General features: G+C 35.9%; 11 protein-coding genes and 1 pseudogene. 7 read left to right on the top strand and 5 right to left on the bottom strand.

Translation table 11 applies throughout. The features are described 5' to 3' along the window. Positions 1-9: 9 nt before the first annotated feature. Positions 10-714, bottom strand: coding sequence for a hypothetical protein (locus AD998_07940; protein ID KOY86085.1), 705 nt, complete (start codon positions 712-714; stop codon positions 10-12). Positions 715-816: 102 nt separating this feature from the next. Between AD998_07940 and AD998_07935 the strand changes: the two genes are divergently transcribed. Beyond that, positions 817-1215, top strand: coding sequence for a steroid delta-isomerase (locus AD998_07935; protein ID KOY86084.1), 399 nt, complete (start codon positions 817-819; stop codon positions 1213-1215). Positions 1216-1248: 33 nt separating this feature from the next. On the opposite strand, the gene AD998_07930 is transcribed toward AD998_07935, so the two are convergent. The 4 genes and pseudogenes from AD998_07930 to AD998_07915 all read right to left on the bottom strand — a co-directional run bounded on the left by AD998_07930 (position 1249) and on the right by AD998_07915 (position 6334). Next, positions 1249-3006 carry a peptidase M14 gene (locus tag AD998_07930; GenBank protein KOY86083.1) on the bottom strand — a complete coding sequence of 586 codons (1758 nt, stop codon included), beginning with the start codon at positions 3004-3006 and terminating at the stop codon, positions 1249-1251. Positions 3007-3149: 143 nt separating this feature from the next. After that, on the bottom strand, positions 3150-4775 hold the full coding sequence (locus AD998_07925; GenBank protein KOY86082.1) for a hypothetical protein: 1626 nt from the start codon (positions 4773-4775) through the stop codon (positions 3150-3152). A gap of 278 nt (positions 4776-5053) precedes the next feature. Beyond that, positions 5054-5263 (bottom strand): annotated as a pseudogene (locus AD998_07920) (hypothetical protein). A gap of 75 nt (positions 5264-5338) precedes the next feature. Further along, positions 5339-6334, bottom strand: a complete 996-nt coding sequence (locus AD998_07915) for a glycosyl transferase (GenBank protein KOY86081.1) — start codon at positions 6332-6334, stop codon at positions 5339-5341. 154 nt (positions 6335-6488) lie between these two features. On the opposite strand from AD998_07915, the gene AD998_07910 reads away from it, so the two are divergent. The 6 genes from AD998_07910 (at position 6489) to AD998_07885 (ending at position 16491) form a co-directional block, all read left to right on the top strand. Then, positions 6489-7154: a peptidase M23 gene (locus tag AD998_07910; protein KOY86080.1), complete on the top strand. Its 666-nt coding sequence runs from the start codon at positions 6489-6491 to the stop codon at positions 7152-7154. Positions 7155-7220: 66 nt separating this feature from the next. Then, positions 7221-9092: an amino acid permease gene (locus tag AD998_07905; GenBank protein KOY88111.1), complete on the top strand. Its 1872-nt coding sequence runs from the start codon at positions 7221-7223 to the stop codon at positions 9090-9092. Between the two features lie 6 nt (positions 9093-9098). Further along, positions 9099-9902, top strand: a complete 804-nt coding sequence (locus AD998_07900; GenBank protein ID KOY86079.1) for an N-acetylmuramic acid 6-phosphate etherase — start codon at positions 9099-9101, stop codon at positions 9900-9902. A gap of 77 nt (positions 9903-9979) precedes the next feature. Then, a complete protein-coding gene (locus tag AD998_07895; GenBank protein ID KOY86078.1) occupies positions 9980-10990 on the top strand; it encodes a hypothetical protein in 1011 nt (336 codons plus the stop codon). Between the two features lie 67 nt (positions 10991-11057). Beyond that, complete coding sequence (locus AD998_07890; GenBank protein ID KOY86077.1) at positions 11058-11633, top strand: phosphoprotein phosphatase; 576 nt, start codon at positions 11058-11060, stop codon at positions 11631-11633. 127 nt (positions 11634-11760) lie between these two features. Beyond that, positions 11761-16491 carry a hypothetical protein gene (locus tag AD998_07885; GenBank protein ID KOY86076.1) on the top strand — a complete coding sequence of 1577 codons (4731 nt, stop codon included), beginning with the start codon at positions 11761-11763 and terminating at the stop codon, positions 16489-16491. Positions 16492-16754 lie beyond the last annotated feature (263 nt).

The raw sequence follows: 16754 nt of genomic DNA, 5'->3' as shown, positions 1-16754 counted from the left end.
AAATTAATCTTATAAATCCTTTGCTCCAAAAACCTTGATAGCTGAACCCTCTGCCAACAGTGCATACTTGGGTTCAGTTTCGTTTAAGAAGCTCCACTGTGAGCCGTATATTTTACCAAAATCAACATTTAAGTTGTAGCTTTCGAGAGGGTAAATTCTCCAAATAGGGTGTTCTACCTCATAACGCAAGGTTTTTCCTGCCCTAGTTTGTCCAAAACCCCAAGTATGTTCTTTAAAATAATGTTCAACAGAATTTTTTTCAGGAAAAAAAGGCTCATTTTTGGCAATTGTTTCTACCGAAAATTTTTGGTTATCAAAGCCAAAATTGTGCTTTACTGCAATGTTCTCGGGACTGGTTTTCACTTCTGATTGCATTGAAATAGCCTTATAAGGCTCATTATAAATAACATTTGCCACAAGAGCTATCCAGAATTTTGGTACAAATTCTCGTACAAATACCACTCCTACTTCACCTTTGTATCTTACATAAAAACGCAGATTAATTTCAGGAAAATTGACATGAAAAGGAATTTTGATACCTTTTACTTTGGTGTCTAGAAAATCGAAAGCCACAAAACTTGCATGAGCCTTCCCATTGAGTGCTGTATCTATTTCAACACCTTTGGGGGTATAAGGCTCTAACACTTTTACAGGAACTTCATAAGTAAGATTTATCAAATTTTGCCACTGAGCAGTAAGAAAAACAGAAGACATAGTTTTATATTTTGAAATCCAAGTTAGCATTTTTCCTTGTTTTTATGTAAAATTAGGCAATTTTATTGAATAGTATTTGATCATTTATCTCTATTTCCTTTTATGAAAAAACTCTTTTTACTCTGCTCCATGTTAGGCTCATTCAGCCTTTTGGCTCAAAAAAACTCCCCTACAGACCTTGCCCAGCAACAACTCAAAGCCTATAATCAACGCAATATCGAAGCTTTTTTAGAGCCTTATAGTGATAGCGTGAAAGTTTATGAGTTTCCTAACAAACTGATGTACAAAGGAAAAGAAACCATGCGAAAGTCGTATGCAGAGATGTTTAAGAGCTTTCCTGAACTGAATTGTACCCTCAAAAGCAGAGTGGTAGTCGGAAATACTGTGATTGATGAAGAAAAGGTTTTTATTAAAAAAGGAACGCCTCTTATACATGCTGTGGCTATTTATAAAATAGCTTTAGGCAAAATTCAAGAAGTATATTTTATTTCAGAAAAGTAAAAAAGGAGGTTTTTCAAACCTCCTTTTCGTTTATTATTCAGGTTGTATAGTACCTGTGTGGGTATTGAATCCACCTTTGGCACTTTTTAATTCAATGTTATAATTTTTAGGTGAGCCTTTTACAATCCAACGAACTTTCACATTACCCATTCCTGCAATATTGGTAACTTCTACAGTTGCTGGCGGATTTCCTTTTTGTTCTTTACCAATATTAAAATCTGCATTTTCCATCAATAAACCTGCCACTACATTTTCTCCTTTGAGTGTAATATAATTAGGCGGATTGATTTTATTTTTGATGTCGTGGCTCAAATGTGTGGGTATAAGGCGTGTATTGGCAACTGTTGCCGTAATTTGAGTAAATCCATTACCCAAAGACTTACTTTTTACTTCTACTACCTCCAATTTGGGTGTACTGTATGCATGAAACAGCGTAAAAGCCATATTTCTGTGAGCATCTTGCTCCAATAAAAACCCTGGGTGATTGCGTACATAGTTTTTCTTAAAGCCTCCAATTTCTATATCACCATAATTAGGGTGTTTGAAAGGTTTCCATTCAATAAAAGCATCCCCAAAAAGTAGTAATTTATCAAATTCATAAAACTCATTGTTTTCAAATCTGCCTATTCCTGCATCTGGATTTTTATCAAAAAGCAGATAAGATGTCATCAATTCGTTTACAAAAGCTGTTACGCCTCTTCCTGCATGCATCCATTCAGAAGCTCCACCATAAGTAGTATACAAATCTTTATAAGAAACTAAATATTTATACCCTGGTATCATTTTTTCGCCTGTTTTGCCTAGTACATCATAAACGGCAATATCAGAAGGAGCGTAAGTAAATTGGTCTTCCTCTGCACCTGGTCCTCTCAAAAACATTCCGCTATAATTATGATAATGTTGTGAACCTGCAATATTGGGGTGTTTCATCACAAATTCCATTACACTTCTTGATTCGGGCAGAGAAAATGGATATTTATTTGCCCCTGACTGAATGTAGTCTGGTTGCCAGTTCCAGCCCCAATCACGATTAGGGTCGTAATAACCTTTTCTATCTTCGTTTACAAAGCCATCATTATCATTATCAAGTCCTTCATAACCAAGCAATTCGTACATTCCTTCTTCACCCGGCTTTGCCAAAATCAGTTGTCTGGGATCTTCGGGATGTGGAATGTATCTTCCTGTTTTGGTTTTTCTACGCATCAGGGTTACTTCGCCATCTCCATTCAAATCATCAAAATCGTCTTCATCCAAGATTCCATCTCCATCATCATCCACAGGAACAACACCCGAACGAGGTGTATTGGCATTGTTAAGGTTTTTCAAAAACTCATCTCTTGCATCAGGGTTGATGGATGGAATGATATAAAATGTTTTTTCTTGTAGAAGTTCTTGGATAAATTTTACACTCTGATGATTTTCAGTCAGGTACCAAGCTGTATAAAGTGCTATTTCTGTACCTTGTATTTCATTGGAATGGATATTTCCATCAATGTAAAAAGCGGGTTTGTTTTCAGCTTTTCCTCCTTTTGAGTCTGTAATAGTCATTATCCACATATCCTTTCCTTTGAAAGACTTTCCGATACTTTCTAAGGTAACCAGATTTGGATAAGCTTTTTGTATTTTTTTACAGATTTCTGCTACTTCATCATAGGCATAATATCTGTTCCAAGCCACTTGCACTTTGGGGTTGTGTGGCGTTCCGATGGCTCTTAAACCCAATTCGTCTTTCTTCTGGGCAAAAGTTGCCAAAGAAATCAGAAAAAATAAAATCAATATATATTTGTTCATAAAATTCTTTGATTGATGTAAATACTAAATAAACCCTTAACAGAAACCTTATAGGTTTGAATTTTAAATAATTGAAAACTGTTATTAGAATTATTTTATACTTTATAAACCTATAAGGTTTTGATGTAAATAAGAAACATTCATTACTTTAAACTAACATTCACAGACTCTTTACCAATTGTACCTGCACTTACTTGTACCTGTACACTTCCTGAGCCTGCCACCAGCCAAGAAACTTCCATTTTTTCGCCACCAGCCATTGCCCTTCTGACTACTTCCATTCTCTTTCCTGCAACAATGGTTTGGCTTTTGCTATGAACAAGTTCAATTTTGAGTTTATCTACATGGCGTGTACGTTCGCCCATTTCGCTGTGTGTAGGCAGTGAACCTTTGTTATGAATATCTACTGTGATGCGTGTCAGTCCACCCGAAACAGCTTCTGTACGTACGTTGGCAATCTGAACAGAAGGCATCAGGAATGCAAAATCCAAGAAAAACTGACTATGTTTCTGAATAGTACTTTGTAGAAATTGTGTAGGAGGATTTAGTTTCACAAAAGGTGTCATTCCACCTACTTCTACTTTTTTATCAGAGAAATCGGGGTGTTGGATGGTCTTCCAGTCCACAAACACATTCGGAATTTTATTGGCTTCTGCCCAACGTAAAAAACGAACATCTTCATTATCTGTTTGAGCTTTTTTGGCTGTATCTTTGGGAATAGACCAAACAGGTGTAGCAAAACTCAGTCTTCCATAATGATAATATGCCCAATTCGAGAAATTTCCACCACCTGTAGGCAAACTAGGCAAATCTTTGATGCCAGCTTTTCCATAAAGTTTAGAAACTTGGTCGTTGATGGTAGCGTCCTTTTCTTGCCAGCCTGATACTATTTTTTGAGTAGCTTTTACCCTATCAAATTTATTGGGTTCCGTTAGGTTATTGGCTGCTCCAAACTGGAAAACAGCATAAATATTTTTTGCATCATACATAAAATCTAACAATGCCCTGTTTTCTGGCTCAGAAACTGCAAATTCGCCTGCTCCATCTGTAAAAAATGGATAACCATGTGTAAAATTTTTATTCATGACAATTCCACCTTCTCCATCTTCATTAAATTTCCCATCTTTATCATTATCAGTTCCTTCCGAAATAACGATATACTTTCCTGTTTCTCCTTTGGTGGCATCGGCTTTTACAAGAACACGAGCATCATCTTTGTGTGTTTTAAACGTTCCTGTAGGGTCTTCTATACGAAGCATGGTAATAAGTCCATCACTGTTCAGATCTTCAACACCATCTTCATTGAATCTTCCATCTCTGTCATTATCTGCATTAGAGCCATTTACATTTCTTTCATACTTAATTTTGGAAAATGCCTGCTCATAAGCATCAGGATTTACACAAGGTATAACGTAAATAGTCTTAGTCTCCAAAACTTTGTTAATGCTATCTTTTGAAGCATTTTGAAGAAACTTTTCAGCAATCTGAACGCTACTTTCAACGCCTGCCAAGTGGTAGGCATCAAGCCCAGAGGCAATCAGTATGGCAGGTTTTTCAGAGGCTTTACCGCCTTTTGAGAGTGTCAAGAGCCAAATTTCTTTACCCTGTACACTTTTACCAATACTTTTAAGTTCGGCAAGATTGCCATATTTGCTATTCAGTTGTTTGAGAGAGGCTGTTAGCTGGGAAAAGCTTTTGTATTCTGATTGCCCAAACAACCCATAAAAGCTCAACATCAGAGCTATGAGGAGTACATTTTTTTGTAGCATACTATTTTAATTGGTTTATGTTGTTTGCTGTTGCAACGCAGATTAATGTAAAATAGTATGGAGATATTATTTTTTTATAGCATTTACTCATCTAAATAATCCTTAACATATTTTAAAGCTGTTTCTATTGCAACATTTTTATCCAAACACAAAAATCTATGTCCTCTTGAAGAAAATTTTAATAAATTTCCTATTGCTTCCTGATTATTTTGAGAGCATACTATAATCATCAATTGTTCTTTTTCAAATTCATCTCGACCTATTTCCTCAAAAAAGTTTAATGATTTAAGAATGGTGTTTCCCCAAGAATATTCCAAATCTGTTAAATCAAGTATAATAGTTATCGTTTCATAAGCAAAATAATATGAGGCTAAGGTTGAAAATATATATGTTCCATCTGCATTACCAAGACTACCAATCCCATAATTACCTGAAAACTTTGCATACATGATAGTATCATCCTCACTATATAAAATATCATGAGAAATCTTACTATATTTGGTTATATCTACATTGATAAATTTCATTTGAGATAATGGTTTTGATTATAAACTGATAACTATTCAACTCTCATTATTTTTTTCAATTTTCTCATTACTCAAAGTCATCATACAATTAAAATGACCTTTGGGACAAGTTTTTTTGCCTAATCTGGAGCAGGGTCGGCAATCTAAATCTTTGTTTTCAATAATTTTGTGGGGAGTTTGGTATGGATACAAACCCAGTTCAGGTGTTGTGCCTCCAAAAATGGCATATATTTTCTTCTGAAAACAGGCTGCAATGTGCATCAAGCCTGTATCGTGTCCGTATAGATATTCTGCTTGGCTCACCACAGAAGCAGATTGCCCAATATTGAGCTTTCCACACAAGTTTAAAATAAAATCAGGGCGTTTTTCTGCAAAATAAATTTCTATTTCATTTGCTATTTCTTTGTCCTCTTTACCACCCACCAACACCACAGGCTTTTGTATATTTTCACAAAATTCTATCAATTTCTCAAGTGGTAATCTTTTAGTATAATAGCTTGCCCCTATCACAAAAGCCACAAATCCATTTTGATGCGATACAGGAAAATAATCTTTTTGAACAATATTTCTTTCAGGAATAATAAGTTCCAAACCTTTGTTATCAGGTTTTACCCCCAAAGGTTCAACAGTTTGTAAGTATCTATCAGCTACATGATTTTGAGGCAAAGCATCTTTTTTTCTAAGGCTTACATACTGCCATTTTTGGAAGGTGAGTTTGGGATATGAATAACTTTTCACTCCCCATAAACGCATCTTGAGCCACAAAGTCCTTAAGTTTTTGTGTAAATCAATGATGTAATCGTAATTTTCTGTTTTAAGTCTTGAAATCAGATTGTTCAAGCCTTTTTCATCTAAAAGTTGTAATTTATCAACGTGTGGATTGCATTCAAAAAGCTCTTCATAAGCCTTTTTGGTGGCAAAATGCAATTCACAATTTAACTGTTCTTTCAGGCAACGAAGTACAGGCGTTACCCAAATACAGTCACCAATAGACGAAAAACGTATAACGAGTATTTTGGATTTCTTATTCAAAATTCAGATTTTTGGAAAGCAAATTAAACAAAATATCACTTTATACTCAAATAAAAGTGTTTTTTAAACCTATAAGGTTTAAAATTGTATATCAAAAACTAAAAGTAGACTCATTACAAAACCTTATAGGTTTCCACATTAAAAAAATAGTCCGATGTTCAATAATACCCATTTTGCTCCTGTTACCCCTTTTAAATTAGATGAAACTGATACTCTTGTTTTAGATCTTTCTGCCAATAACACAGAACTTTCTCAAGCATCTCATTGGGATACAGCCACTTTCGACAAATGGCTTAAAAACATACTTGCTTCTAATCAGAAAAAGGCTGCTATTGGTGGATATTTAGAAAAAAGAAGTATTTATCGAAGAAGTGAACATTTTGGTTCTGATACAGGAGCTCGTAATATTCATTTGGGCATTGATATTTGGGCAGAGGCAGGAACACCAGTTTTTGCTCCTTGTGATGGGGTAATTCATAGCTTTCAGAATAACAATAATTTTGGAGATTATGGTCCAACCATTATTTTAGAACATTATATTGAGGAGCTTACGTTTTATACACTTTATGGACATTTAAGTCTGGAATCTTTGGAGGGTAAGATGGAAAGACAAAGTATTAAGAAAGGTGAAAAATTTGCAGATTTTGGAGATTTTCCTATCAATGGCGACTGGTCACCTCATCTACATTTTCAGATTATTTTAGATTTACAGGGTAAAAAAGGGGATTTCTTTGGAGTTTGTGAAAGCTCACAAATTGAATTTTATCAAAAAATTTGCCCTAATTCAAACTTTATACTTCAAAGTAGTTTAATAAAATAGGCAAACAAAATTTTTATTTTTGCAAAAAAATCTACTGTTTTGTTTGTTAAAAAATCTATTACACAAGTGAAACAACTCTTCCGTAAAAAAAGTATTGACCAAATTTTATCAGACGTAAACTCAGGATACACCGAATCAGAACATGGTAGTTCAGGGCTCAGTAAGAGTTTGGGTTTGTTAGATTTAACCTCTTTAGGTATTGCTGCCATCATTGGAGCTGGTATTTTTGCCACCATAGGCAAAGCTTCTTATGATGGGGGTCCTGCTGTTTCGTTGTTATTTATATTTGTAGCAATTGCCTGTATTTTTTCAGCTTTGTGCTATGCTCAATTTGCTTCTATTATTCCTGTTAGTGGTAGTGCTTATACCTATTCTTATGCAACTTTTGGTGAGTTAGTCGCTTGGATTATTGGCTGGGCTTTAATTTTAGAGTATTCTGTGGGTAATATTGTAGTGGCTATTTCGTGGTCAGGATATTTTACGGGCTTTTTGCAAGGGTTTGGGGTTGAGTTTCCACAATTTCTTTCTACTAACTATACAGAAGCAAAATTAGGATTTGAAGAAGGTTCTAAATTGCTTTCTGAAGGTGTTTTATTAAAAGATTTACCCCCAAATATTAAAGAAGGTTATTTGGCATGGATGAAAGCTCCTCAAATTGGAAGTTTAAGAATTATTGGAGATTTACCTGCTTTTATGAGTGTAGCTCTTGTTTCTATTTTAGCGTACATTGGCATCAAAGAATCTAAAAATGCCAGTAATGTTATGGTTGCTGTAAAAGTTATTGTAGTATTTGTTGTCATTATAGTAGGTGTTGGATACGTGAATACTTCCAATTGGGATCCTTTTGCACCCAATGGAACAGAAGGTGTTTTAAAAGGCATTGCTGCAATTTTCTTTTCTTATATTGGTTTTGATGCTGTTTCTACTACAGCAGAAGAGTGTAAAAATCCACAACGAGATTTACCCAAAGCCATGATTTTATCAGTAGTTATTTCTACTATTTTGTACGTACTTGTAACTCTTACGCTTACAGGTGTAATGCACTATACGAAATTGAATACTGATGACCCTTTGGCTGCTATGTTTAGCTTCCTTAAAATGGATTTCTTGTCTGGAATTGTAGCTGTGAGTGCTATTTTTGCTATGACGAGTGTCCTTTTAGTGTTCCAATTAGGACAACCCCGTATCTGGATGACAATGAGTCGTGATGGACTTTTACCCAAACGCTTTGCATCAATTCATCCACGCTTCAAAACACCTGCATATTCAACAATTGTAGCAGGTTTGCTTGTAGCGATTCCTACTCCTTTCATTACTATTGGCTTTGTAGTAGATTTAACAAGTATTGGAACACTTTTCGCTTTTATTTTGGTTTGTGGAGGTATTTTAATTTTACAAAATACAGAAAAAGGCAAAGAACAAATTGCCAATTCTCGTTTCAAAGTACCTTATTACAATGCTAAATGGGTTATGCCTATTATTCTTGTAATTGGTGTTGTAGCATCTGTAAAATACAATGGTAAAGCTCTTGAAGATTTCTTTACGTTTAGCAATACAAATACAGTTATTTCACTTTCTAAAAAATTAGAAGAACAAAAAGCAAAATCAGTTACAGCAGAAAAGAAAGATGAACAACAAGTGGTTATAAGTAATGCAGAATCACATTTGAAAGAAGAAAAAGAAAAAAGCGGAGTTCAGTTATTCTTTCAACGTTTACCACTTTGGGTATTTTTCTTTGTATGTTTAATAATGACATGGCTTTCGTTTAAGAGAAATCTTTCTCTTATTCCTGTATTAGGCTTACTAGTTAATTTTTATTTGATGTCTGAGATAGGCATTCATAATTGGATTGGTTTCTTGATTTGGCTTGCTGTAGGTCTTGTGATTTACTTCAATTATGGTTATAAAAAGAGTAAATTGGCAGCATCAAACTCATAGCTTTTTATGAATTATACAGAATCCTCTTCTAAATATGAGAATCTAGAACAAAAATCAATTCAAGAACTTTTAGAGGGCATCAATAATGAAGATAAAACTGTTCCTTTGGCTGTAGAAAAAGCCATTCCTGCTATTGAAAAATTGGTTTCTGAAATCGTTCCTCGCATGCGTATGGGAGGACGATTGTTTTATATTGGAGCTGGTACAAGTGGCAGATTGGGCATTTTAGATGCCTCTGAATGCCCTCCTACTTTTGGTGTCCCTCACGATTGGGTCATTGGGCTGATAGCTGGAGGGGATTCGGCTATCCGAAAAGCCGTAGAATTTGCTGAAGATGACAGAGAGCAAGCTTGGAAAGATTTAGAAGCCTATAATATCAATGAATTGGATGTTTTGGTGGGTATAGCAGCCTCTGGTAGAACACCTTATGTAATAGGAGGTTTACAAAAAGCTCAGGAAAAAGGTGTTTTTACAGGGAGCATTACTTGCAATCCCGATTCGGAAGTGGCTAAACATGCCAATGTTCCCATAGAAGTAATTGTAGGAGCAGAGTTTGTAACAGGCAGTACACGCATGAAAGCTGGGACGGCTCAAAAACTCGTACTCAACATGATTTCTACGGTTACCATGATACAACTCGGCAGGATTAAAGGTAATAAAATGGTAGATATGCAACTGGCTAATCATAAGCTCATTGAACGTGGTATAAGAATGATTATCCAAGAGCTTCATATTTCAGAATCACAAGCCAAAGAACTTCTAAACCAATATGGAAATGTGAGAAAAGCTATTGAAAATTACAAAGGTTAAATTTTAAAAGATTGTTTTTCTCATTACATTTTATTAAATTGAATCACTGAACTGATACTTCTCAAACGCTTACACCTATGAAAAAACTATATCTTTTGTGCTTCATCTTTTTTGTTTCTTATGCTCATGCACAAGAAAGGTTACAAAACACTTTATTATTGGGAAAATCTGATGCAACAAAACTTTTCAAAGCTTATGCAGAACCCGCTGCTATTATTGGAGGACTTACCCAAGCTGAAGGTTGGCATCACTCTGCAAGACCTTTAAAACCAGGTAATGTAGGCATCCAATTTATTGGAAATGCAACTCTCATTCCTCAAGATCAGGAAAGTTTCGATATTCGTAGTCTCAATTTACAAAATGGTATCATTCCTGCAGGAGAAACAGGCAATTCGGCTACTGTTTTAGGAGCTAGTAATGGTGGTACAAAACTAATTAATAGATTAACAGGAGGTGCTGGTAATACACCTGATACTGTTCGTTTGTTAAATGGCAGTGGTTTACCTGTTTTTCCTTTTCCAACGGTACAATTTAATGTTGGTTTTATCCGAAATACTGAGCTAAATGCTCGAGTGTTTTATTTTCCTATCCAATTTGATGACAGAGCTGTTACCTTCACTTCTTTTGGATTTGGTTTTAAACATGATTTAAAACAATGGATACCATCCATTGCTTTATCAAATTTTAGTTTATCGTTAGTAGCTAACTACAACAAAGCTATTGCTGAATACGATATTGAAATTACAAATTTAGCAACTAACCCTAGAGATCAACAATGGGTATTTAATAATACTACTACTTCATTTGGAATTCTAGCATCAAAAAGACTACCTATACTTACTCTGATGGGTGGCATACGTTATGACAATTCCAAAACTCGTATGGATTTGAAAGGGACATATTTAGTAGGTGACTCTCCAAACTCTGTTGTTATGAAAGATCCTATTAGTCAAGATTTTACAGGTAGCAGAGTAGGTTTAGCTTTAGGCTTTAAATTAAAACTTGGATGGTTCTCTTTCCATATTGTAGGCACAGCAAGCAAATATCCTTCAGCAAGTGTAGGTTTGGGATTTGGTAAAAATGAGTAAAAACATAATTCTTTCATACCAAAAAGCTACTATACACCAATAGTAGCTTTTTTTATTATTTACCTTTATGAATAAAATACTTCTTATTTTAGATTTAGATGAAACGCTTATACATGCTTCCAAAGTATTGATACATGACAATTATGATTTTAAAGTTTTTCACTATTATGTTTATAAACGTCCTTTCTTAGATGAATTTATAAAAACCTGTTCAGAGAATTTTCAGTTAGCTATTTGGTCTTCAGCTTCAGACGATTATGTTATCGAAATAGTAAAAAACATCATCCCTCATCATATTCCTTTAGCTTTTGTCTGGGGTAGAAGCCGTTGTACGCCTATCATTTCGCCTCAAATTGATGAGTATGGTTATTATAATTTGGATGTAACAAGCCATTATGAATATGCTAAAAAACTCTTTAAAGTAAAAAGAAAAGGTTATGATTTGAAAAGAGTGCTGATTGTAGATGATACTCCTGCTAAGGTTGCAAATAATTATGGAAATGCTATTTATTCCAAAGAGTTTAAAGGTGAAAAAGATGATAAAGAATTGACAATTCTTTCAAAATACTTACTTTATTTAAAAGATGAGCAAAGTGTAAGAACTATTGAAAAAAGGAATTGGAGGCGACAAATAGAAAATTAACCTTTTTTTTCTTGCTAATCTTTTCAAAATCTTACATTTAGTTTAGTTTTTTTTCATAAAGAGAAATTGTAAACCTACTTACTTTTTTATATCTTAGACGCATATACTTAAAAATCTGTTTAAGGTTATGAGATTATTGTTACACTACTTTTCTATCTTAATTTTATTTATTTCTTGGAGTGCAAAAGGGCAGATTCTTGATTATGGAGCAACCGAGTTCTGTAAGTTCTCACCCTCCAACCCTCTACCTATTACAGCGACTCCAGTAGGCGGAACTTTTTCAAGCAATTCAGCCAACTTAGTAGTTAATCCTGTCACAGGGGAAATAGATTTAACTACATCTGTGATTGGAGGCCCTTATATTGTTACATACACTGTTGGATTAAGTTCTGCAAATGCTTCTATGTTTATTGTGGATGTGCCTATTGCCACAATAAACTATCCAAATACGCAACTTTGTATGACCCCTTTGCCTCCACCTTCTCAAAGGCAACCCAGCAGTTTTGGACCTCCAGGTGGGACTTTTTCGATTAGTCCTGCTGCTACTGGACTTTCTATCAATACAACTACAGGTTTACTTAGTTTTAATTCTTTTACACCACAAGGTACATATACAATTACTTATACTGTAAATCAAGCAGGTTGTATTGATAGTGAGACATTTGATATTAATTTATTTCAGCCTGTGGCTAATCCTACGCTTAGTTATCCTCAAGCAAGTTATTGTCAATTAGAAACAGACCCAACACCAACTTTTACTCCTGCTGGAGGGACTTTTTCTGCCTCACCTGCTGGACTTTCTATCAATGCAACTACTGGGGTAATTGATTTATCTGCCAGTTCAGGTGGTTCTTATACAATTACTTATACTATTGGTAATTTGTGTGGTAATAAAACAGCTAATTTCAACTTAACTGTAATTGCAGAACCTGCTAACCCCACACTTAGCTATCCACAAGCAAGTTATTGTAAATCAGATACAAACCCAAGTCCTACATTCACTCCTGCTGGAGGGACTTTCTCTGCCTTACCTGCTGGGCTTTCTATCAATACTTCAACTGGAGTAGTTGATATTGTAGCTAGTACAGTAGGTACATACACCATCACTTATTCTGTTGGTTCAGGGCTTTGTACTAAAACTATCAATACTAGTTTTACCTTAAACCCCAACCCAACTATTACAACATTTACTTACCCAAGCAATACTTTTTGTCAAAACGACCCTAATCCAAGCCCTACCGTAAACCCAGCTGGTGGCTCTTTTGCCTCTACTGCTGGACTTTCTATCAATGCTGTGAGTGGTGTTATTGACTTAACTACAAGTATAACAGGAACTTATAATGTCAATTATACTGTTACAAACTTGGGATGTAGTACTACTCAAAATTTTTCTGTTACAATCAATCCTGCTCCTGCTGTTCCTACACTATCTTATTCTCAAACAGCTTATTGTGTGAATGATAGCCCAACTACACCTACTTTCACTCCTGCTGGAGGGACTTTTTCTGCCTTACCTGCTGGATTAAGCTTAAATACATCAACTGGAGTTATCACACCCAGCACCTCTGCAACTGGTACATATACAGTTACTTACACTGTAACTTTGGGAAGTTGTTCAAGACAAGTGACAACTAATGTTACCATCAATCCCAACCCAACCATTACAACATTTACTTATCCAAGTAATACTTTTTGTCAAAATGACCCTAACCCAAGCCCTACTGTAAACCCAACTGGTGGCTCTTTTGCCTCTACGGCTGGACTCTCAATCAATGCTGTGAGTGGACTAATTAACTTAGCAAGCAGTACGGCAGGAACTTATAGTGTTAGTTATACTATTACTTCAGGAGGGTGTAATACCACTCAAAACTTCTCTGTTACAATCAATCCTGCTCCTGCTGTTCCTACACTATCTTATTCTCAAACAGCTTATTGTGTGAATGATAGCCCAACTACACCTACTTTCACTCCTGCTGGAGGGACTTTTTCTGCCTTACCTGCTGGATTAAGCTTAAATACATCAACTGGAGTTATCACACCCAGCACCTCTGCAACTGGTACATATACAGTTACTTACACTGTAACTTTGGGAAGTTGTTCAAGACAAGTGACAACTAATGTTACCATCAATCCCAACCCAACCATTACAACATTTACTTATCCAAGTAATACTTTTTGTCAAAATGACCCTAACCCAAGCCCTACTGTAAACCCAACTGGTGGCTCTTTTGCCTCTACGGCTGGACTCTCAATCAATGCTGTGAGTGGACTAATTAACTTAGCAAGCAGTACGGCAGGAACTTATAGTGTTAGTTATACTATTACTTCAGGAGGGTGTAATACCACTCAAAACTTCTCTGTTACAATCAATCCTGCTCCTGCTGTTCCTACACTATCTTATTCTCAAACAGCTTATTGTGTGAATGATAGCCCAACTACACCTACTTTTACTCCTGCTGGAGGGACTTTTTCTGCCTTGCCTGCTGGATTAAGCTTAAATACATCAACTGGGGTTATCACACCTAGCACATCTGCAACTGGTACATATACAGTTACTTACACTGTAACTTTAGGGGGTTGTTCAAGACAAGTTACAACCAATGTTACCATCAACCCCAACCCAGTTATCACAACATTTACTTATCCAAGTAATACTTTTTGCCAAAATGACCCTAACCCAAGCCCTACCGTAAACCCAACTGGTGGCTCTTTTGCCTCTACTGCTGGACTTTCTATCAATGCTGTGAGTGGGTTGATTAATTTAGCAAGCAGTACGGCAGGAACTTACAGTGTTAGTTATACAATTACTTCAGGAGGGTGTAGTACCACTCAGAATTTCTCTGTTACAATCAATCCTGCTCCTGCTGTTCCTACACTATCTTATTCTCAAACAGCTTATTGTGTGAATGATAGCCCAACTACACCAACTTTTACTCCTGCTGGAGGGACTTTTTCTGCCTTACCTGCTGGATTAAGCTTAAATAAATCAACTGGAGTTATAAAACCCAGCACCTCTGCAACTGGTACATATACAGTTACTTACACTGTAACTTTGGGAAGTTGTTCAAGACAAGTTACAAGCAGTGTAACTATCAACCCCAACCCAACCATTACAACATTTACTTATCCAAGCAATACTTTTTGTCAAAATGACCCTAACCCAAGCCCTACTGTAAACCCAACTGGTGGCTCTTTTGCTTCTACGGCTGGACTCTCAATCAATGCTGTGAGTGGGTTGATTAATTTAGCAAGCAGTACGGCAGGAACTTACAGTGTTAGTTATACAATTACTTCAGGAGGGTGTAGTACCACTCAGAATTTCTCTGTTACAATCAATCCGTTACCTACAACACCAACTGTGAGCTATCCGCAAACAAGTTATTGTACTACTGGTACTAACCCAAGCCCTACAGTTTCACAGGCTGGGGGAACTTTTTCTGCCTCACCTGCTGGGTTAAGTATCAATGCTTCTTCTGGAGTTATTAATTTAGCAAGTAGCACCGCTAATTCTTACACCGTTACTTATACACTTACGAATGGTTGTGGTTCTAATAGTGGAACTTTTAATGTTAGTATTGTCACAACTCCTGCAACACCAACAATCAGCTACTCACAACCAAGTTATTGTACCACAGACACTAATCCGAGTCCCACTGTTTCACAGGCTGGAGGGACTTTTTCTGCTTTACCTGTTGGACTTTCCATCAATGCCTCAACTGGAGTTATTAATTTGGCAGGTAGCACATCAGGAGCTTATACAATTACTTATACACTCGCAAATGGCAGTTGTACAAGTAGTAACACATTTACTCTCACAGTTGTACAAACACCTACTGCCCCAACTACTACCAATGGAACCCGTTGTGGTGCAGGTAGTGTGGTACTAACTGCATCTGGAGGAACAAATGGTAATTATCGTTGGTATGAGCCTGATGGAACAACTCTTATTGCTGGAGAAACAAACAACACTTATACCACACCTAGTCTAGTAGTAGCATCTACTACTTATTTTGTATCAGCTGTAAATGGTTCCTGTGAAAGTGCTCGTGTACCAGTACAAGCTTTGGTACAACTTACCCCCACTACAATTACAGTTACTGGAGTTATAACAGATGTAACTACTTGTAATCCTGCTAATAGTGGAGCAGTCAATATCAGTATTACAGGTGGGCAAGCTCCTTATATTTTTACATGGTCAAATGGTGCAACCGTTGAAGATATAGCAAATCTTACAGCAGGGTCTTATAGTGTTACTGTTCGTGATTTTTTCAACTGTCAGTCAGTTGTTACAAGTTTTACTGTAGGAACCAATATCCCAAATCTAACACTTAACGTTAATGCAAATATTATAGGCATCAATGAGGGAGAAAGTACCAATTTGAGTGTTACAGGTTCTCAAACACTTGTAAGTGCTGTTTGGTCACCTGCTGAAGGGCTTTCTGATGCAAACAGTTTGAATCCAACTGCTAATCCTAATCAAACGACAACCTATACTGTAACAGCCACAGATAACAGGGGCTGTACAAATACTTCTCAAATTACAATAGAAGTATTTGGTAGTGAATTATTTGTGCCTAATGCCTTCACACCTCAAAACTCAGATCCTAAAAATCAAAGTTTTAAAGTTTTTGGTAATGGAATTGGAGAAATTACTTTAAGAATCTTCGATAAATTGGGGCAAGTAGTTTATGAAACCAGCAATGTAGCTGAGGCTACCACAACAGGTTGGAATGGTACTTTTAATGGTAAAGATTTACCAACAGGCATATTCACTTGGGAACTGAAAGGAAAATACCTTACTGGTAATGAACTTAGTTACAAAGGAAAAAAATCAGGAACTGTATTACTTGTTAGATAAACACAAAAGCTATGTACATTAAAACTATTATATCATTTTGCTTTATTTTAGGATGTTTATTGGAAATAAAGGCTCAAAATTTATATTTTTCTCAATTTCATCAAACACCTCTACTTACCAATCCTGCAATGGTAGGCACAGAAACTTCTATTAAAGGTGGGTTTTTCTATAAGAATCAGGCTGTTGGGGGTGGGCAAGCCTTCACTACACCTTTACTATATGGATTTTATCCCCTTATCCGAAAAAAAGATAACAAACATTGG

The sequence above is a fragment of the bacterium 336/3 genome, assembly GCA_001281695.1.
GTDB lineage: Bacteria > Bacteroidota > Bacteroidia > Cytophagales > Thermonemataceae > Raineya.
This window is presented reverse-complemented; position numbering and strand designations above follow the sequence as displayed.